Genomic DNA, 19,238 nt, shown 5'->3' on the forward strand with positions numbered 1-19,238 from the left:
ATGTCCGACACCCCGTTCGGCGACGCCGACCACCCCCGTCCCGCGCCGATCCATCCGGACGCCGTGCTGCCCCCACCGATGAGTTCGCAGCCGGCTGACAGTGATCCCACCGAAGCACTCAACGCGGCCTGGGACGAAATCCTCAAGAAGGTCTCCAAACCCAACCGGGCGTGGTTGTCCAACACCACACCGGTGACGATGCACGGCTCTACCGTCATGATCGCCGTCCCCAACGAGTTCGCCCGTGAACGCGTCGAGTCCAAGATGCGGCATGAGCTCGAGGAACTCCTCTCTGACCAGTTCCACAAGGGCATCCATCTCGCCATCACCATCGACCCCGATCTGGAGTTGGCCCTCGGTGCCCCCGAACATGACGACGAGGAGGAAGAGGCTCCCGTCCCACCGGCCCAATTCGTTCCCAAGGTCACCGTCGGAGCGACTGAACCCTCCACCCAGCCGACCCCCAGTGTCGATGATGACGAGGGCACCCGACTCAACCCCAAGTACACCTTCGACTCCTTCGTCATCGGCGCTTCCAACCGGTTCGCCCACGCGGCTGCCGTCGCCGTCGCCGAGGCTCCCGGCAAGTCGTACAACCCGCTGCTCGTCTATGGCGGCTCCGGACTGGGCAAGACCCACCTGCTGCACGCCATCGGTCGCTACGTGATGTCGTACTACGACAACGTCAAGGTGAAGTATGTCTCCACCGAGGAACTCACCAACGACTTCATCAACGCCATCGGCACCAACCGCACCAGGGAATTCCGTCGCTCCTACCGCGACGTTGACGTCCTGCTGGTCGACGACATCCAGTTCCTGGAGTCGAAGATCCAGACCCAGGAGGAGTTCTTCCACACCTTCAACACCCTCCACAACGCCCAGAAGCAGATCGTCATGACCTCCGATCGGCCGCCGAAACTGTTGGAGGCCCTCGAGCCCCGCCTGCGCAGCCGGTTCGAGTGGGGTTTGTTGACTGACATTCAGCCTCCGGACCTGGAGACCCGAATCGCCATCCTGCGACGCAAGGTTGCGGCCGAGAAGATCGAGGTCGAGCCGGATGTGCTGGAGTTCATCGCCAGCCGCATCCAGACCAACATTCGTGAGCTCGAAGGCGCCCTCATCCGGGTGACGGCCTTCGCCAGCCTCAACCAACAGCCGGTGGACACCTCGCTGGCCGAGGTCGTCCTCAAGGACCTCATTCCGGAGGGACGAGAGACCCCGGTGACTCCCGAGCGAATCATCGCCGAGACGGCCAGCTACTTCGACATTTCCACTGACGACCTGCTGGGCACCTCGCGCGCCCAGACTCTCGTCACTGCTCGCCAGATCGCCATGTATCTGTGTCGTGAACTGACTGATCTCTCGCTGCCCAAAATCGGGGCTGAGTTCGGTGGCAAGGACCACACCACGGTGATGCACGCCGACCGCAAGATCCGCGCTCTCATGGGGGAGCAGCGTCAGATCTTCAACCAGGTCTCCGAGATCACCAACCGCATCAAGCAGTACTGAGCGGCTCTCCACAATTCTGGGCGCCTTCAGGACAACCCCATCAGCCGTCCCTCCGGTCATGCTGCTGTCTGCCCATTCCCGGCCCGCAACCATCAGCGCAGAACCCATTCCCACCCCAGGCACCGTCGTTGACCCACGCGCGGACGCGTTCATCCCCATCCCCACACTCAGGTGTGGAAAACCAGTGGATAGTCGGGGGACAACCATGGGACAACGTCGGCCGTCCACAGGAACCCCTTCGACACACACATCCGGTCCACGTCCTCATCCACATCACCAAAAACTCTGTGACTACGGGTTTCAGGCATTATCCACAAGATCCACAGCGGTTATGACGATGAAGAAAAGACATACATTTCCACCTCTTAAAAATCTGTGGGTGTGGATTTGGGGACAAGGCCTCCTTCACCGTTGCTCACCCGACGAGATCTACTGACGGAATTTTCCCCGACATCACCGACCACACCCTCAACGTTGGCGTCCCGTGGGTGCGATTCGTCCTGTGGCATGGATATGATCGACCTGCAAGCACCATGGGGTGCAAGACGCCAAGTCAAGGGGACGCAGTGAAAATCCGTCTGGAACGCGATGTCATGGCCGAAGCTGTCGCCTGGGCTGCCCGCAGCCTGCCGAACCGGCCGACAGTGCCGATCCTGGCTGGACTGTTCGTACGCGCCGAGGGTGACTCCGTCGTGATGTCTGCCTCCGACAACGAGACCAGCGCCCAGATCACCCTTCCCGCCCAGGTTAACGAGCCCGGCGAATCCCTGGTTTCCGGCAAGCTGCTGGCCGACATTGCGCGCAGCCTGCCCAACAAGCCGGTCCAGATCACCACGGATCCCGCCAAGATGGATCTGGTCTGTGGATCTGCCCGCTTCACCCTGCAGGCCCTGCCGGTCGACGAGTACCCCGATCTGCCGCAGATGCCGGCTGCCACCGGAACCGTTGAGGCCGATGTCTTCTCCCGGGCTGTCGCCCAGGTCGTCGTGGCCGCTGGACGTGACGAGTTGCTGCCGGTCTTCACCGGCGTGCGCGTCGAGATCAACGGCGAGGTCCTCTCCCTGCTGGCCACCGACCGTTACCGCATGGCCCTCAAGGAGATCACCTGGAATCCGGCCGCCACCGACGCCGAGGCCACCGCCCTGGTGCCAGCCAAGGTTATGAACGAGACCGCCCGCTCTATGACCTCCGGTGAGCACGTCACCGTGAACCTCTCCTCGGGCGAGAGCGGCGAGGGCCTGGTTGGTTTCGAGGGTGATGGTGCCAACGGTGTGCGCCGGATGACCACCCGTCTGCTGAGTGGAGAATTCCCCAAGGTTCGTCACCTCATGGACATCAAGGCCACCCGATCGGTGCGCGCTCGTACCGACGAGCTCATCAACTCGGTGCGTCGTGTCTCTCTGGTGGCCGAGCGCAACACCCCGCTGCGCATGGTCATCAATGACGATTCGGTCGCCCTGTCGGCCGCCACCGGTGACCAGGCCCAGGCCTCCGAGGCCATCGAGGCCATCGTTACCAATCACGTTGACGGAGAGCCCTCCATCACGGCGGCTGGATTCAACCCGCATTACCTGTCCGACGCCCTCGGTGCCTTGGACACCCCTTACGTCCACTTCTCCTTCACCGCTCCCGGCAAGCCCTGCCTGGTGACCGGACTTAATGATCTCGACGGCAAGCCGGAGACGGATTACCGCCACGTCATCATGCTCATGAGGCTTCCCTCCTGACCGATCCCACGACACTAATGGGCCTTGTCGACGGGCATGGTCCGACAAGGCTGACTCGTGGAGGTTCCATAGCACTCTGACTTGTGGACCAGGGGCATGGGGTGCTGGATCGTCCAGTCAGTGGGATTGCCACACTGTTGGCATGACAACCATCGCTGACGTCCAGACCGAGGTCGACCGCGTCTTCGATGCCCTCAACGCGCCTTCCTGGCCCGATCCCCACGCTGACAACCAGATAGCGGCCGAGGAGGAGTACAGCAGGGTTACCGATCCACAGCGGTATCGAGCTCTCGTGCTGCGTCTGCAAGCCTGGCAGCAGGCCCTTTCCACCCTGTGCGACGTCGACGTCGACACCATGGCCAAGGGTGAGGACCGGTTGCAGCAGCGTTGGTCAAGCCCGCACGGAAACACCCTGCCGCTGTATGTCTCCGTCGTCACCTTCGACCAGGTTCCCCTCGTCGGGCTATCCGTCACCTCCGACGCCGACCCTTTCGACATCGTCCCCGACTGTGCCTGTGATGCCTGTGACTCCGGGTCGCAAGACCTGTTGGCCGTTCTCGACGACGACATGACGGCCCTCGTCGATGGCAGTCTCGTCTTCATCGTCGCTCCCTCGGAGGCGGATCGATCGGCCTTCCGGCTGGTGGCCACCAGCCGACGCTGTGCGTTGGAGTGGGGAGGAGACGGTCCTGCGCCGTTGTCTGAGCCGGAAGCCGTCGTCGATGCCATTCGCAGCGGTGATGATCCACTCCTGCCCGAGGGCTGCGTCGTCCTGCACGGCAGGCCATGGCTGTGAACAACGCGCTCCGGTAGCCTGATTCGGACGGCCTGACAGCGGTCGGAGGGAGGTCCGGATGTTCGTCGAGCGTCTCGAACTGGTCGATTTCCGCTCCTACGTCCGCGCCGACGTCCCCATGACAGCGGGGGTGACGACCTTCATCGGTTTCAACGGTCAGGGGAAGACTAATCTCGTCGAGGCCGTGGAATACCTGTCCACCCTGTCGTCACACCGCGTCAACAATGACACCCCGCTGGTGAGGCTGGGAGCTCATCAGGCCGTGGTGCGCGGCCGAGTCCGTGCCGGGGCCGAGGATTCCCGCAGTCTGCTCCTCGAGGTCGAGATCAATCCGCGGCGTGCCAATCGGGCACGGATCAATCGCGCTCCACTGACTCGACCTCGCGAGATCCTCGGGGTGTTGCGAACCGTGGTGTTCTCGCCCAATGACCTTGTCATCGTCCGTGGTGATCCGTCAGATCGTCGCACCTTCCTCGACGGGCTGGTGATGACACGATGGCCGCGGATGGCCGGGGTGAAGTCGGACTATGAGCGCGTCCTCAAACAGCGCAATGCTCTGCTCAAGTCCCTGGCTGGGAGGGGACCGTCGGCAGGAGCCGAGATCGGCGCGACCATGGAGATCTGGGACGACGAGTTGGCCACCATCGGTGCCGAGCTCCTGTCAGCTCGCCTCGACACCTTGTCGGCTGTCATGCCACTGACCTCGGCCGCCTACCGTGAGATCGCCCCGGTCAATGACCTGGTGACCGCCTCGTACAAGTCGACCATCGACCTCAACGGACTGTGGTCACCTCCCCAGGAGGGCCAGATCCCCGAGCCCATCGACCGCAAGGAGCTGGCGAACCGATTCCTCGACGCCCTGGCGAAACGGCGAGCCGACGAGCTCATCCGTGGCGTCACCCTCGTCGGTCCACAACGTGACGACATCGTCCTGCACATCGGGGAAATGCCGGCCAAGGGGTATGCCTCCCATGGTGAATCGTGGTCATTGGCGCTGGCCTTGCGGCTGGGGTCCTTCCAGTTGCTGCGGGACGACGGCATCGAGCCTGTTCTCGTCCTCGACGACGTCTTCGCCGAACTTGACGCCACTCGACGTGGACGGCTGGCGTCCTCAGTCATCGAGGCTGATCAGGTCCTGGTGACGGCCGCAGTAGCCTCGGACGTTCCCGAGATCCTGCGCGGGGAGAGGTTCGACGTCGGTGGCGGCCAGGTGCTGCCCCATGAGGGGAGTGACGATGACTGACGGAGTTGATCCGCGCGACCCGGTCATCCCTTCCGACGAGGACCGTCGCCTGGCAGCCGATCATGACGACGAGGGGGTCGACGTCGCCCTGGCCATCGCTCGGGCTTCCCGTGGTGAACCGGCGGGAACCCCGCGTCGTGACGACGCCGGTGAGGTGTTGTTGCCACCACCTCGACGCTCCACGGTGAGGAGACGTCGTCGTCCTCCCAATCCCCCGACATGGTCTGGCCCGGGAAAGGATGCCCGCGACCCGATGGCCCTGGGGGATGCCTTCACCAACCTTGTGAAGTCCAAGGGATGGGGACGTCAGGTCAACCTGCACCTGGTCCTCTCACGCTGGCCAGAACTCGTCGGTCCGACCAATGCTGAGCACTCCCGTCCGGTCAAGTATCAGGGCACGGTCCTGACCGTCCGTACCGAGGCGACGGTGTGGGCGACCTCCTTGCGCACCATCGCGCCACAGCTGGTTGCCGAACTCAATCGTCGGCTGGGCGAGGGGACCGTCACCAGGGTCATCATCGAGGGCCCCACTGCTCCCAGTTGGAAACACGGTTCCAGGTCAGTGCCGGGTCGTGGACCGCGCGACACCTATGGCTGAGATCACTGACCCTTGAGGGTGTCGGCACTGAGCGAAGAACCCGCGAGAATATGGCTCACATGGGGTGATACCCGTAACGTTGTACTCGACCATGAGGAGGTCAGATGCAGCGTTTGGTCGGTGAGGTTCAGCACTACGACTGGGGATCGGATCAGGCAATCCCCGAGATTCTCGGCGAGCAGCCGAATGGACAGCCGTGGGCTGAGTACTGGCTGGGGGCTCACCCCAAGGCTCCGTCAGTTCTGGCCGGCGGCGTCACCTTGGATCAGTGGCTGGCTGACCACCCCGAGGAACTCGGGCGGGCCAGCCGTGACGCCTTTGGTGATCGCTTGCCCTTCCTACTCAAGATCCTGTCGGCCTCCCATGCCCTGAGTATCCAGGCCCACCCGTCGCGTGAGCAGGCCGAGAGGGGATTCGCCGCTGAGAACGAGGCGGGAGTGGGCCTGGGTGATCCCACTCGCATCTTCCGTGACGACTGGCCGAAGCCCGAGATGATCGTCGCTCTCACGGATTTCGACGCTCTGTGTGGTTTCCGTGACCCGTCCTCTTCCCTGGTTCTGCTATCGGGACTGGGGAAGCTCGACGGACTGGATGAGGTGCTCGCGCCACTGGGCCAGGACGACGGACTGGCCAAGGTCGTCGCGACAGTGCTCTCGGGTGACGAGAAGGTCGTGACCGTCGTGGAAGGAGTCGTGGCAGCCTCTCGCACGTATCTTGAGGAGGGCACTGACGAGGCTGTTCGGGGCCTGGCGCGCACCGCCGTCGAGCTGTCCGAGGACCATCCCGGTGACCCGTCCATCCTCGTCGCCCTGCTCATGAACCGGGTGCGACTGGCACCTGGTCAGCAGATTCACCTAGGAGCCGGCACCATGCATGCCTACCTCGGTGGCACCGGTGTTGAGATCATGGCCAACTCCGACAACGTCCTGCGTGGTGGCCTGACGAGCAAGTACGTCGACGTCGATGCCCTGCTCGACCATGCCATCATGACTCCCGAGCCGTGCGTCGGTGAGTACGCGGTTCAGGTGTCCCCAGGAGTGGGTCTCTACCGCGCCGAGTTCCCGGAATTCCGGTTGTGGGCCCTGCAGGGACACGATGACACTCTCTCGCTTCCGGCTACCGACCTGGGTCGGATTCTCCTCGTCACGGAGGGACAGCTGGTTGCTCACTGCGGCGATGAGGACTGTGAACTGAATCGTGGTCAGTCGGCATGGCTGCCGGCGGGCGAGGAGGTGACGGTGACTGGCCAGGGGCGTGGATTCCTGGCGGGCGCCGGGGTTGACGCTGATCGCTCCTGAGCTGACCGAGGTGTGAGAGGCGGTGTACCGCTGCTGACGCCGTGACCCCCATCCCGGACCCCGTGGTCGGGGATGGGGGTCGAATCGCTCACAGACCCTCTCAACGTCCGTCTCGCGGGTTCCGGTGTCCGGTACCGCGCAGGATTGCGGTAACATCGGAGCGTTGGGCTCTCCGTCGGCGCATGACATCCGACGGTGACGCCAACCCCGGAGGTCACCGTGACCTCTGCAGAGACACAGGAGCGCATTGCCCGTGAGCCAGCCCGAGATGCCCGAGTCCGTGACCGTGACCGTGACCGACGGGGACACCCCCGAGGACCTTCTCATCGACGCCACCGATCATCCTGACGTCCTCGACTCGGATCTTTCCCCGACGACCGTCGACGGATCCTATGACGCCGGTCAGATCACCGTCCTGGAAGGTCTGGAAGCCGTCCGGAAGCGTCCCGGTATGTACATCGGTTCCACCGGTGAGCGCGGTCTGCACCACTGCGTCTACGAGATCGTCGACAACTCGGTCGACGAGGCGATGGCCGGTTACTGCGACACCATTCAGGTCGAGCTGCTCGACGACAACTGGTGCCAGGTCACCGACAACGGACGTGGTATCCCGGTCAAGGAGCACCCCGTCGAGCACATCCCCACCGTCACCCTGGTGCTGACCAAGCTGCACGCCGGCGGCAAGTTCGGCAACGGCGGCTACAAGGTCTCCGGCGGTCTGCACGGCGTCGGTTCCTCGGTCGTCAACGCCCTGGCCTCCCACTTCATCGTCGAGGTGCGGCGGGACGGCTACCATTGGCGTCAGTCCTTCAGCCTGGGCGAGCCGGACGGCCCGTTGGAGCAGCTCGAGGCCCTTGGCCCTGACGAACACGAGGGCACCACGGTGCGCTTCCAGCCCTCCGACGAGATCTTCGACTCCATCATCTTCGAATACGAGACCCTGTCGAACCGCTTCCGCGAGATGGCCTTCCTCAACAAGGGGCTGCGGATCATGCTGACTGACCGCCGTGAAGGTCATGTCGACGAGGACGGCAATCCCATCCACGAGGACTTCCTCTACAACGAGGGCCTCAAGGACTACGTCCGCTTCCTCACGGGTACCCGCGACGTCATCAACCCCACCATCATCTCCCTGGAGTCTCATCGTCCCGAAGAGGGCATGGGTCTGGAGATCGCGATGCAGTGGAACACCTCGTACACCACCAGCGTCCACACCTTCGCCAACGCCATCAACACCATCGAGGGTGGCGCCCACGAGGAGGGCTTCCGTGCCGCTCTCACCAACACCGTCAACCGGTGGGGCGAGACCTGGGGACTCATCAAGAAGCGTGAGGACCGCGTCTCCGGTGACGACATCCGCGAGGGACTGACCGCCGTCGTCTCCATCAAGCTCACCGAACCGCAGTTCGAGGGCCAGACGAAGACCAAGCTCGGTAACGCCGAGGCCAAGTCCTTCGTCCAGAAGGCTCTCAACGAGAAGCTCTCCGACTGGTTCGAGGAGAACCCCAACGAGGGCAAGAACATCGTCCGCAAGTCCCAGGCGGCCGCCCAGGCGCGTGTCGCGGCTCGCAAGGCCCGCGACCTGGCCCGTAACCGCAAGGGTTTGCTGGGCTCGACCTCCCTGCCGGGCAAGCTCAAGGACTGCTCCTCGACCAACCCGGAGGAGTGCGAGATCTTCATCGTGGAGGGTGACTCCGCCGGTGGATCGGCCTCCCAGGGTCGCGACCCGCGGATCCAGGCGATCCTGCCGATGCGAGGCAAGATCCTCAACGTCGAGAAGGCCCGTCTCGACCGCGCGCTGAGCTCGGAGACCATCGAGTCGATCATTAATGCGCTGGGAACCGGCGTCCACGAGGACTTCGATCTGGATAAGTTGCGCTACCACAAGATCATCCTCATGGCTGACGCTGACGTCGACGGCGCGCACATCCGCACCCTGCTGCTGACCCTGCTGTTCCGGTTTATGCGCCCAGTCATCGACGCCGGTCACGTCTACCTGGCCCAGCCGCCGCTGTTCCGGCTGCGGTGGACGAACTCTCCCCACGAGTTGGCCTACTCCGACGAGGAGCGTGACCTGCTGCGCACCGACGGTCTGGCCCATGGCAAGAAGCTGCCTCAGGTCAACCCGATCCAGCGCTACAAGGGTCTGGGCGAGATGGACGCCGAGGATCTGTGGGACACCACCATGGACCCCGACAAGCGTTTGCTGCTCCAGGTGACCCTCGAGGACGCCGCCCTGGCCGACCAGATGTTCTCCATCCTCATGGGTGAAGACGTCGAGCAGCGCCGGTCCTTCATCCAGCGCAATGCCAAGGACGTCCGCTTCCTCGACATCTGAGCACTCCCTCGAACCCTTCCCTCATCCACTGATCATTCAAAGGACACTCCATGGCTGACGATGAGAAGCCCGACGAGCAGAACCAGGCCGACCGTCAAGGACTGGTGACCGGCCGCCACGTCGGGATCCAGCCGGTAGAGATTCGCGACGAGATCCAGAATGCCTACCTCGACTACGCGATGAGCGTCATCGTCGGGCGAGCACTGCCCGACGTGCGCGATGGCCTCAAGCCAGTGCACCGTCGCGTCATCTACGCGATGTACGACGGCGGCTACCGTCCCGACCGCGGCTGGAACAAGTGTTCCCGTGTCGTCGGCGACGTCATGGGTAAGTACCATCCGCACGGCGACTCGGCCATCTACGACACCTTGGTGCGTCTGGCCCAGCCGTGGGCCATGCGCCACAAGCTGGTCCAGGGTCAGGGCAACTTCGGTTCCCAGGGCAATGACGGCGCGGCCGCCATGCGATACACCGAGTGCAAGATGGCTCCGCTGGCCATGGAGATGGTCCGCGACATCGACCAGGACACCGTCGACTTCCAGCCGAACTACGACAACAAGGAGACCGAGCCGGTCGTCCTGCCCGCCCGGTTCCCCAACCTGCTCGTCAACGGTTCCTCGGGCATCGCGGTCGGTATGGCGACCAACATCCCGACCCACAACCTGTGTGAGATCAACGAGGCCGTGCAGTGGTCCCTGACCCACCCCGAGGCCTCCCAGGAGGAGCTGCTCGAGGCGTGCATGGAGCGGATCAAGGGTCCTGACTTCCCCGGTGGCGCGCTCATCGTGGGCCGTCAGGGAATCGAGGACGCCTATCGGACCGGCCGTGGTTCGGTGACGATGCGTGCCGTCATCGACATGGAGGAGGACAAGAAGGGACGCCAGTGCCTGGTCGTCACCGAGTTGCCCTACATGTGCAACCCCGACAACCTCGCCACCAAGATCGCCGACCTGGTGAACTCCGGTCGCATCAACGGCATCGCCGACATTCGTGACGACTCCTCGGCCCGTACCGGTCAGCGTCTGGTCATCGTCCTCAAGAGGGATGCCCAGCCGCGCGTCGTCATGAACAACCTGTACAAGCACACCGCTCTGCAGGACACCTTCGGCTGCAACATGCTGGCCCTGGTGGACAACGTGCCGCGCACCCTGCGTCTGGATCAGTTCATCAGTTACTGGATCGATCATCAGATGGAGGTCATCCGCAGGCGTACCGAGTACCGTCTGGCCCAGGCCGAGAAGGACGCCCACATCCAGCGGGCCCTCGTCAAGGCCCTCGACATGCTCGACGAGGTCATCGCCCTCATCCGTCGCTCCCCGAACACCGAGGCCGCCAGCACCGGCCTGCAGGAGCTGCTCGACATCGACGAGATCCAGGCTCGCGCCATCCTCGACATGCAGCTGCGTCGTCTGGCCGCCTTGGAGCGTCAGAAGATCATCGACCGTCTCGAGGAACTCGAGCGTCTCATCGCCGGTTACAAGGCTATCCTGGCCAGCGAGGATCGTCAGCGCGAGATCATCTCGACCGAGCTCGCCGAGATCGTCGAGAAGTACGGTGACGAGCGTCGCACCCGCATCATCGCGGCTGACGGGGACTTCTCCGAGGAGGACTTCATCCCCGACGACGATGTCGTCGTCACCATCACCCGTGGTGGTTACGCTAAGCGCACTCGCACTGACCTCTACCGCGTGCAGAAGCGCGGTGGCAAGGGTGTTCGCGGTGCCAGCCTGCGTGCTGACGACGAGGTGGCCCAGCTGTTCACGACCACCAACCACCAGTGGATCCTCTTCTTCACGAACATGGGCCGTGTCTATCGCACCAAGGTGTGGCAGCTGCCGGAGGCCGGCCGTGACGCCAAGGGTGGTCACGTCGCCGGACTGCTGAGCTTCCTGCCCGATGAGAAGATCGCCCAGGTCATGACCCTGCGCTCCTACGAGGACGCCGAGTACCTGCTGCTGGCAACCCGTAGGGGCCTGGTCAAGAAGACTGCCCTCAAGGCCTACGACTCCTCCCGTCAGGCCGGCGTCATCGCCATCAACTTCCGTACCGAGGACGACGAACTCATCGGTGCCGAGCAGTGCTCGGCCGAGGACGACGTCCTGCTCATCAGCCGCAAAGGTCAGGCGATCCGGTTCTCCGCCGGTGATGACCAGTTGCGGCCGATGGGTCGTGCCACCTCCGGCGTGACCGGCATGAAGTTCCGTGGTGACGACGAGCTGCTGTCGATGTCGATCATTCACTCCGACATGCCTGAGGACGACCGCTTCATCTTCACTGCGACCGACGGTGGCTACGCCAAGCGCACCGCCGTCTCGCAGTACCGTCAGCAGGGACGTGGTGGCCTTGGCATCAAGGCCATGGCCCTGAACGAGGAGCGTGGTTCCCTCGTCGGTGGCCTGGTGGTCAGCGAGGCTGACGAGATTATCGCCATCAAGACCTCGGGTCAGATCACACGGTCGGCCGTCTCTGAGGTTCCTGCCAAGGGACGCTCGACGATGGGGGTGAAGTTCGTCTCCGTGCACGGTGACGACGCCGTCTCGATCATCGCGGTGAATCCTGAGCACCAGGTCGAGGACGACGTCGAGGAAAAGGCTGTGGAAACCGCCGAAGGTGGTGCCACGCAGACCGAATCCGGGGATGTGCTTCCGCAAGGCGATACTGTGGACGACGACCGTACCGTCGATACGGCGGAAAGCGACATGAAGCCGGAGGACAACGGTGAGTGACGAGAAGAAGGTGACGCATCCGGGTCCCGATGATCCAGAGGCGACGCACTGGACTGCCGGTGACGCTCGTCGTACCTTCCAGGAGACGGGCCGGCAGCGCCCCGATCCGCGTCAAGAGTCTGATCGCAAGCGGACGACGGCGTCGACCCCTGCGGTGAAGCGCGCCGACGCGAGAGCGACGAAGTGGGAGAAGGCGCCCAATCAGCCGGATTCCCGTCCCGCCCAGGCGCATCAGCCCGCCCGCGCTGCCAGGCGTACTCGTAAAGCCCGGTTGCGTCTGACGCGTGTTGACCCGTGGTCGGTCATGAAGACCTCCCTGCTCTTCGGTGTCGCCGGTGCCATCATCTTCTTCATCGCAACGTGGATCATCTGGGGCATCATCGGTGCTTCGGGTGCCTTCGACTCGATGAACAAGGTGGTCAACGACCTCATTAGCTCCCCGAGCTCGAACTCGAAGTTCCAGTTGTCCGATTACGTCAACACTGGCCGAGTGTTGGGTCTGACGGCCCTCATCGGTGCCATCAACGCGGTGCTGTTCACAGCCATCTCGACTCTGTTCAGCTTCCTGTACAACTTGGCTGCGGAGATCATGGGTGGTCTGGAGGTGACTCTCGCGGAGGACTGAGGGCCCTGAAAGCGTGGAGAACGTCCCCGGATGGTGCGCATCCGGGGACGTTTTGCGTTGTCAACCGAGTCGTCACATGCCAACCACACGGGTTTGACGAGGACCGCTGCCAATTCCCTTGACACCGGGTTCCTCGTTTGCTTTCATTTATGCCATACATCTGTGGAAACGTTTCCACGAGTGAGGTCGGGGACAGGCCCCGGCGACCTCGGACTCGACGATGAGAGGAGGGCAAGGTGGATCGCAAATCGACGATCAAGGACGTCGCCAAGCTGGCCGGTGTGTCCCTCGGGACAGCATCTCGCGTTCTCAATGGCAGTTCCGCGACCTCGGAAGCGTCGCGTACTGCAGTGCGCAAGGCGGCCAAGGAGCTCGGCTATCTGTCGAACGCTCATGCCAGGTCGCTGCGTTCGGCCCACACCGGCGTCATTGGTCTGGTCGTCCCGGACATTCGAAACCCGTACTTTGCCGAGCTGGCATCAGTTGTGGAGAACGCCTGCCTGGCCCATGGCTGGGCCACCTTGCTGTGCAACGCCGACGAGTCCCCTGACCAGTTCAACCGATACGTCGACACTCTTCGTCGTCAGCGAGTCGACGGTGCGATCGTCACCCCGACCGGCTTGGGAGAGCATGCCGTCAAGGACCTGGTCGACGACGGGGTCCAGGTGGTCTGCGTGGACCGTGAGGTCGCGGGGTCGTCACTGCCCTCCGTCACCTCTGATCCGTGGAACGGAATGGGGGAGGCCGTCGATCACCTGTTGGAACGTGGGCACCGCAGGATCGGTTTCATCACCGGCCCCCAACAGACGTCGACTGGTTTGGAGCGTTACCAGGCCTACTGCCAGCTGTTGGCCGAGCATGATGTCGACGTCGTCGATGACCTCGTGGTGGAAGGTGACTACCAGGAGGAATCGGGACGCGTCGGTGCCGGACAACTACTCGATCGCGGTGCCACCGCCGTCTTCGCCTCCGACTCGCTGATGTCGATGGGAGCCCTGCGAACCTGCCTCGACAGGGGAGTTCGCATCGGTGAAGACATCGACCTGGTCGGTTTCGACGACCTTCCGGTGTTCAGTCTCACCAATCCGGCCCTCACCGTCGTTGCCCAGGACATCGACGCCATGGGAAAGGTGGCCGTTGATCTGCTGGACCATGCCATGGCTGGTGAACCGACCAGCTCCGCTCGACTGGACACCCATCTCATCGTCAGGGCATCAACCCGAATGGTCAAGGAGGACCAGTGACAACATCGCCAGTACTTCGACTGGACCACGTCAGTAAGGCTTTTGGGCCCGTCAAGGTCATTGAGGACGTTTCCGTGGACGTCATCCCGGGCAGGGTGCGCGTCCTCCTCGGCGAGAACGGAGCCGGAAAGTCCACTCTCATCAAGATGATGAGCGGTATCTACCACCCAGACTCGGGATTCATCGTCATCGATGGCAACCCTGTTGACCTTCCCACCGTCAAGGCTGCTGAGGCTGAGGGCATCGCGACGATCCACCAGGAGCTCAACCTCGTTCCACAGATGTCGGTGGCAGAGAACATCATGCTGGGACGTACTCCCAGCCGTGGTGGACTCGTCAGTTGGGGTCCGATGCGAGCCCAGGCCCGTGCCGCTCTGGAACGGATTGGCCTCGACGTCTCCCCGGATCGGCTCGTCGGGTCGCTGAGTACTGCGCACCAGCAGCTTGTGGAGATCGCGAGAGCTCTCTCGATGGATGCCAGAGTGCTCATCCTCGACGAGCCCACCGCTGCCCTGACTCGCAAGGAGTCCGGTCAGCTCTTCGAGGTGATGGACGACCTCAAGGCCAAGGGCGTGGCGATGGTGTTCATCTCCCACCACCTCGACGAGATTCCGCGCGTTGGTGACGATGTGTCCGTGCTGCGCGACGGCATCCTCGTCGGTGAGATTCCCGCCTCCACCACCGAGCGCGAGCTGGTCAAGATGATGGTCGGCCGTGACATTGACGACCAGTTCCCGCGCCACCGCGGTGAGGTCGGAGAGGTGCTGCTGTCGGTCAAGGGACTCAGTCGTGAAGGGGCATTCCAGGACGTCGAATTCGAGCTGCATGCCGGCGAGGTGTTGGGCCTGGCCGGCCTGGTGGGAGCCGGACGTACCGAAGTCCTGCGAGCCGTTGCCGGGGCTGACAAGTACGACTCCGGAACCGTCCGCGTTCATGGCAAGGAGCTTCCGGGCGGAAAGGTATCCCGCGCGATTGCCCATGGCATCGGCCACGTGCCTGAGGAGCGCAAGTCCCAGGGACTGGTCCTGGACGCCTCGGTCAACGAGAATCTCGGTTACGCGACCATGAAGTCGACCTCCCACGCCGGTCTGGTTGATCGATCTGGCCAGCGACGACGAGCCCAGGACGTCGCCGAGAAACTGCGGGTGCGGATGGCCGGTCTGGATCAGCCGGTGCGCAACCTGTCCGGTGGCAACCAGCAGAAGGTCGTCATCGGTCGTTGGATCCTCGCGGACTCGTCAATCCTGCTGCTCGACGAACCGACCCGAGGGGTCGACGTCGGTGCGAAGGTCGAGATCTACCAGCTCATCAACTCCGTCACCGAAGCCGGGGGAGCCGTCCTCATGGTGTCCAGTGAATTGCCCGAGGTGATCGGGATGAGCGATCGAATCCTCGTGATGGCCCACGGACGGGCGATGGGGACCCTGGACGCCATGACGGCCACCGAGGATGCCGTCATGGAGTTGGCAGTGGCCTCCGTCGATCCCGTCGATGAAAAACCAGAATGACCATTTCTGAATCCGAAAAGTATTGAAGCAATGTCGTCTTGTCTCGATCGGTGATGATCGGGAAAGGAAATATCATCGTGACCACCGCAACAACAACCACCACTCAAAAACCGTCAGTCGGTAGGAGAATTGGTTCCTGGGCCCTCAATCATGGTGCCCTTGTCGGTCTCATCATTCTGTGTATTGCCCTGTTCATTGCCACCCCGGTGTTCCTCACCGTGCCGAACATCATCAATATCGGCATTCAGGCAGCCGTGGTGGCCATCATGGCCTTCGGCATGACCTTCGTCATCGTCACCTCCGGCATCGACCTGTCGGTCGGTTCCGTCGCCGCGCTGTCGGCCATGGTCTCGGCGTGGATGTTCTCCAACGTCGGTCTGCCGGGATGGCTCACCCTCATCATCGGCCTGCTCATCGGTCTCCTCGCCGGGGCCGCCTCCGGTCTGGCCATCGCCTACGGAAAGCTGCCGGCCTTCATCGCGACACTGGCCATGATGAGCGTCGCTCGTGGCCTGACTCTCGTCATATCCGGTGGAACACCGGTTGCCACCTCAGGTGCAGTGAACCACCTGGGCGCTGACCTGGGGCCGATCCCCGTTCCCGTCATCATGTTGGCCCTGGCTGGCGTGGTGTGCTGGTTCATCCTGTCGCGCACGGTGCTCGGCCGGTCCCTTTACGCCATCGGTGGCAACGAGGAGGCTGCCCGACTCTCCGGTATCCCGGTGCGTCGCATCCTCGTCGCCGTCTACGCTCTCGCCGGTCTGTTCGCTGGTCTGGCTGGCCTGGTTCTGGCTGGTCGACTGTCCTCGGCTCAGCCGCAGGCGGGTCTGGGATATGAGTTGGATGCCATCGCCGCCGTCGTCATTGGTGGCGCCTCCCTGTCGGGAGGTTCTGGAAAGGCGAGCGGTACGTTCATTGGCGCTGTTCTTCTGGCCGTCATTCGTAATGGTCTCAACATTCTCAACGTGTCCTCCTTCTGGCAGCAGGTCGTCATTGGCTGCGTCATTGCCCTGGCTGTCGGATTCGATGTCTTCAGGTCCAAGAAAGAATCCTGAGCACAACATTGGCAACTGAAAAATACTGTTGAAAAACGAAAGGTAGAACGATGAAGTTCAAAACTGCTCATAAGGTGCTCGCGACGGCGGTCGTCGCGACGATGGCCGCCACCGGTTTGGCGGGCTGCAACCGCGACGGCGGATCCGGATCGGCCGCCTCCGGGACGGTCGTGCTGGCCGTCTCCACCCAGACCAACCCCTTCTTCGTCCAGCTGGTTGACGGCGCCAAGAAGGAGGCCAAGGCCAAGGGGGTCAACCTCCAGGTCCAGGATGCCTCTGACGATGCCGCCACTCAGGCCAACCAGCTCGCCAACGCGGTGTCCACCGCAGCCAAGGTCGTCATCGTCAACCCGACCGACTCCGACGCCGTCGCCCCCTCGGTCAAGGCCCTCAACAAGGCCAAGATTCCGGTCATCACCGTCGACCGCAGCTCCTCCAGCGGTGACGTCGCCTCCTTTATCGCCTCTGACAACGTCGCCGGTGGCGTCGAGGCTGCCAAGGAGCTCGCCAAGATCATGGGCGACAAGGGCGAGATCATCCACCTGCAGGGAACCCCAGGAGCCTCGGCATCCCGCGACCGTGGCAAGGGATTCACCGGGGAGATCGCCAAGCACCCGGGCATCAGGGTGGTCGCCAAGCAGACCGCCAATTTCGATCGCTCCAAGGCCCTTGACGTGACGACCAACCTCATGCAGGCACACCCGAAGGCGGCTGGCATCTTCGCCGAGAATGACGAGATGGCCATCGGCGCCATCTCCGCTCTGGGATCGAAGGCTGGCAAGGGCGTCAAGATCGTCGGCTTCGACGGCACTGCTGACGGCATCAAGGCCGTCAAGACTGGAACCCTGGGAGCGACGATCGCCCAGCAGCCCGCTCTGCTCGGCAAGGCCGCGGTGGACCAGGCCGCCGACATTTTGGCCGGCAAGACGGTTTCCAAGACCACCCCGATCAAGGTGGTGCTGGTGACGAAGGACAACGCGAAGGACTACGAATGAGTGATCGATGCGTGACCGCATCCGGAAAGGTCGCCGTCGTCGGGTCGATCAATGCCGACATGAGAGTCGGTGTGGAGAGGTTCCCCGGGCCGGGGGAGACCCTGGCCGGGGGAGAGGCCACCCTGACCCCCGGCGGTAAGGGAGCCAACCAGGCCCTCGCGGCGGCACGTTGCGGAGCCCAGGTGGAGATGGTTGGTGCTGTCGGGAACGACCCGACGGCTGAGACAGCCCTCTCCCTGCTCTCGGAGTGCGTCGGCCTCGACGGTGTGGTGCGTCGAGACATCCTGACGGGGACTGCCGTCGTCATGGTGGCCGATTCCGGGGAGAACTCGATCATCGTCATCGCGGCCGCCAACGGGTCGGTCGACGCTGCGAGCGTGCATGCGCAGGCCGAGAGGGTTGAGGGCGCTGACGTCGTGGTCTGCCAAGGGGAGATCCCGCGGGACGGGATAGCCGAGGCAGCTCGATGCGCCGAGCGGTTCGTGTTCAATCTGGCTCCGGTCATCAACGTTGACCCGGAGGTCATTCGGATGGCCGATCCACTGGTGGTCAACGAGCACGAAGCGGCCCTCGTCGCTGCCGCGCTGGGGTCGACGACACCTCGCCTCGAAGACGATCCTGACGCCGCCCTGCGCGAGTTGTTGGATCTGGGATGTCGCAGTGTCGTCATCACCCTGGGATCGGCCGGCTGCATCGTCGGCGGACCGGAAGGGTTCGATTCGGTGCCGGCAACGAAAACGGTGGCTGTCGACACGGTCGGTGCGGGTGACGCCTTCGTCGGTGCCTTGGCTGCTGAGCTGGCTCGCGGATGCGGCCTTGTCGAGGGCTGCCGTTTCGCCACTGCGGTGGCGACTCTGACGGTGACCAAACCAGGAGCACAGGCCTCCTACCCGAGCATTGGGGAGATCGAGAACATTCGCCAAGGAGATCAAGCATGAAGAAGAGCGGACTGCTCAACCCCCAGTTGTGTGCGGCGGTAGCCAGGTTGGGGCACACCCAGACCTTCGTCGTGGCAGACGCCGGGTTGCCGATTCCCGCGGACGTCCCGGTGGTTGATCTCGCGCTGGTGCTGGGAACTCCGAGGTTCCAGGAGGTTTTCGACGCCATCCTGGATGAGGTCGCCGTCGAGGGGGCTACGATCGCCACCGAGGCTGTCGGCCACGAGCCGGAAGAGTGGGTGAGGAATCGGATCGACGAGGTCAAAGCCGTCAGTCACGAAGACCTGAAGAAGGCACTTCCGAGTGTCTCCTTCGTAGTGCGAACCGGTGAGACGACGCCATACTCCAACGTCATCGTTCATTGTGGTGTGGCGTTCTAAGTGGAGCACGACACCTCGATTGGATCCCGACTTGCTCCGAACGTTAAGTATCCATTAGAGTCTTAACTCGCGGTCGGGAAACCGGTCGAGGTTCGGGCCTATAGCTCAGTCGGTTAGAGCGCCGCCCTGATAAGGCGGAGGTCACTGGTTCAAGTCCAGTTAGGCCCACCGAACAAAACCCCTTGGTGACAAGGGGTTTTGTTGCGTTTAGAGGAAAGTTTTAGGGGCTGTGTGCGTCGGTTCGTGCTGATGTTGGCA

Annotated in this window: 15 protein-coding genes and 1 tRNA gene; all 16 read left to right on the forward strand. The window is 63.2% G+C overall.

Annotation, left to right across the window (positions count from 1 at the left end; genetic code table 11):
* Positions 1 to 1,509 carry a chromosomal replication initiator protein DnaA gene (gene dnaA / locus ACP8LP_RS00005; protein WP_016666594.1) on the forward strand — a complete coding sequence of 503 codons (1,509 nt, stop codon included), beginning with the start codon at positions 1 to 3 and terminating at the stop codon, positions 1,507 to 1,509.
* A 566-nt stretch (positions 1,510 to 2,075) separates the two neighbouring features.
* The gene (gene dnaN, locus ACP8LP_RS00010; protein WP_021108128.1) at positions 2,076 to 3,236 is read left to right on the forward strand and encodes a DNA polymerase III subunit beta; all 1,161 of its coding nucleotides are present in this window, start codon (positions 2,076 to 2,078) and stop codon (positions 3,234 to 3,236) included.
* A gap of 142 nt (positions 3,237 to 3,378) precedes the next feature.
* Entirely contained in the window at positions 3,379 to 4,032 is a 654-nt protein-coding gene (locus tag ACP8LP_RS00015; RefSeq protein ID WP_016666596.1) for a DUF6226 family protein, read from the forward strand.
* 58 nt (positions 4,033 to 4,090) lie between these two features.
* Complete coding sequence (gene recF, locus ACP8LP_RS00020; protein WP_016666597.1) at positions 4,091 to 5,275, forward strand: DNA replication/repair protein RecF; 1,185 nt, start codon at positions 4,091 to 4,093, stop codon at positions 5,273 to 5,275.
* Positions 5,268 to 5,873: a DciA family protein gene (locus ACP8LP_RS00025; protein ID WP_016666598.1), complete on the forward strand. Its 606-nt coding sequence runs from the start codon at positions 5,268 to 5,270 to the stop codon at positions 5,871 to 5,873. Before recF ends, ACP8LP_RS00025 begins: the two co-directional genes overlap by 8 nt.
* A gap of 104 nt (positions 5,874 to 5,977) precedes the next feature.
* Positions 5,978 to 7,171 (forward strand): mannose-6-phosphate isomerase, class I, encoded by a 1,194-nt coding sequence (gene manA, locus ACP8LP_RS00030; RefSeq protein WP_016666599.1) that lies wholly within the window; start codon positions 5,978 to 5,980, stop codon positions 7,169 to 7,171.
* Between the two features lie 268 nt (positions 7,172 to 7,439).
* Entirely contained in the window at positions 7,440 to 9,509 is a 2,070-nt protein-coding gene (gene gyrB / locus ACP8LP_RS00035; RefSeq protein ID WP_171023442.1) for a DNA topoisomerase (ATP-hydrolyzing) subunit B, read from the forward strand.
* Between the two features lie 50 nt (positions 9,510 to 9,559).
* Positions 9,560 to 12,235: a DNA gyrase subunit A gene (gene gyrA / locus ACP8LP_RS00040; RefSeq protein WP_016666601.1), complete on the forward strand. Its 2,676-nt coding sequence runs from the start codon at positions 9,560 to 9,562 to the stop codon at positions 12,233 to 12,235.
* A complete protein-coding gene (locus ACP8LP_RS00045; protein WP_016666602.1) occupies positions 12,228 to 12,860 on the forward strand; it encodes a DUF3566 domain-containing protein in 633 nt (210 codons plus the stop codon). The genes gyrA and ACP8LP_RS00045 overlap by 8 nt, the downstream gene beginning before the upstream one ends.
* Before the next feature lie 236 nt (positions 12,861 to 13,096).
* Positions 13,097 to 14,104, forward strand: a complete 1,008-nt coding sequence (locus tag ACP8LP_RS00050; RefSeq protein WP_016666603.1) for a LacI family DNA-binding transcriptional regulator — start codon at positions 13,097 to 13,099, stop codon at positions 14,102 to 14,104.
* A complete protein-coding gene (locus tag ACP8LP_RS00055) occupies positions 14,101 to 15,612 on the forward strand; it encodes a sugar ABC transporter ATP-binding protein (protein WP_016666604.1) in 1,512 nt (503 codons plus the stop codon). Before ACP8LP_RS00050 ends, ACP8LP_RS00055 begins: the two co-directional genes overlap by 4 nt.
* A 53-nt stretch (positions 15,613 to 15,665) precedes the next feature.
* Positions 15,666 to 16,667: an ABC transporter permease gene (locus ACP8LP_RS00060; protein WP_036975618.1), complete on the forward strand. Its 1,002-nt coding sequence runs from the start codon at positions 15,666 to 15,668 to the stop codon at positions 16,665 to 16,667.
* Between the two features lie 50 nt (positions 16,668 to 16,717).
* On the forward strand, positions 16,718 to 17,662 hold the full coding sequence (locus tag ACP8LP_RS00065; RefSeq protein ID WP_016666606.1) for a D-ribose ABC transporter substrate-binding protein: 945 nt from the start codon (positions 16,718 to 16,720) through the stop codon (positions 17,660 to 17,662).
* The gene (locus ACP8LP_RS00070; RefSeq protein WP_016666607.1) at positions 17,659 to 18,600 is read left to right on the forward strand and encodes a ribokinase; all 942 of its coding nucleotides are present in this window, start codon (positions 17,659 to 17,661) and stop codon (positions 18,598 to 18,600) included. Before ACP8LP_RS00065 ends, ACP8LP_RS00070 begins: the two co-directional genes overlap by 4 nt.
* Positions 18,597 to 18,980, forward strand: coding sequence for a D-ribose pyranase (gene rbsD / locus ACP8LP_RS00075; protein ID WP_016666608.1), 384 nt, complete (start codon positions 18,597 to 18,599; stop codon positions 18,978 to 18,980). The genes ACP8LP_RS00070 and rbsD overlap by 4 nt, the downstream gene beginning before the upstream one ends.
* 94 nt (positions 18,981 to 19,074) lie before the next feature.
* A tRNA-Ile gene (locus tag ACP8LP_RS00080) sits at positions 19,075 to 19,148 on the forward strand.
* The last annotated feature ends 90 nt before the right edge of the window (positions 19,149 to 19,238 follow it).

The organism is Cutibacterium sp. LaCa_89, from assembly GCF_058177555.1.